General features: G+C 70.4%; 1 protein-coding gene. It reads right to left on the reverse strand.

Annotated elements, in window-relative coordinates:
- Positions 1-78 precede the first annotated feature (78 nt).
- On the reverse strand, positions 79-736 hold a 658-nt coding region (locus tag B0W88_RS32100), incomplete at its 5' end, for a VOC family protein (RefSeq protein ID WP_077038445.1).

Consider the following 736-nt stretch of genomic DNA (forward strand, 5'->3'; position numbering starts at 1 on the left):
GGCCCCAGCCGCCGATGCCGACGGTCATGCCGTCGCGGATCTGCGCCACCGCCTCGGCGGCGCTCATGCGTTTGTCAGTCATTGCTTGTTTCTGCCGATCGAGAAGTCGTGGCCCCACAGGCTCACGCGGGTGAATTCGTGGACGGTGTGCCGGCCCCAGTCGACCATCGCGCCGCCGTGGCCGAACTCGATGTCGAAGCCGCCGGGTGAGCGCATGTAGAAGCTGGTCATGCGGTCGTTGGTGTGCTGGCCCAGCGTGGCGGAGAGCGGCACGCCGTGGGCGGCCACCCGGTCCAGCGCGCGGCCGACCTCGGGCATGTCCTCCACCTCCACCATGATGTGCACGCAACCGCTCTCCACCGGGAAGGCGGCCAGCGCGAGGCTGTGGTGCCGCGCGTTGGCGCAGTGCATGAAGTGGATCGGCAGCGTCGGGCCCTGCGGGCCGGCCGGCTGGAAGTTCATCAGGTCCGAGAGGGCGAAGCCCATCACCTCGCGGAAGAAGCGCAGCGTGGCCTCGAAGTTCGGCGCCGGCAGCACCGTGTGGCCCATGCCGGCGGCGCCGGTGATGAAGCGCGGCACGCCGACCGGCGAGACGAAGCGGGTGAAATCCGACTTGTAGCCCCAGACGATCTCGTGGCGGTTGCCGGAAGGGTCGTTCAGCGCCACGAGGCCGGTGACGCAGCGCCGCGCGCACAGCTCCTCGCTGCCGCGCTCGAAGGGCACGCCGGCCTGCTCC

The sequence above is a fragment of the Pelomonas sp. KK5 genome (assembly GCF_001984095.1).
Lineage (GTDB): Bacteria > Pseudomonadota > Gammaproteobacteria > Burkholderiales > Burkholderiaceae_C > KK5.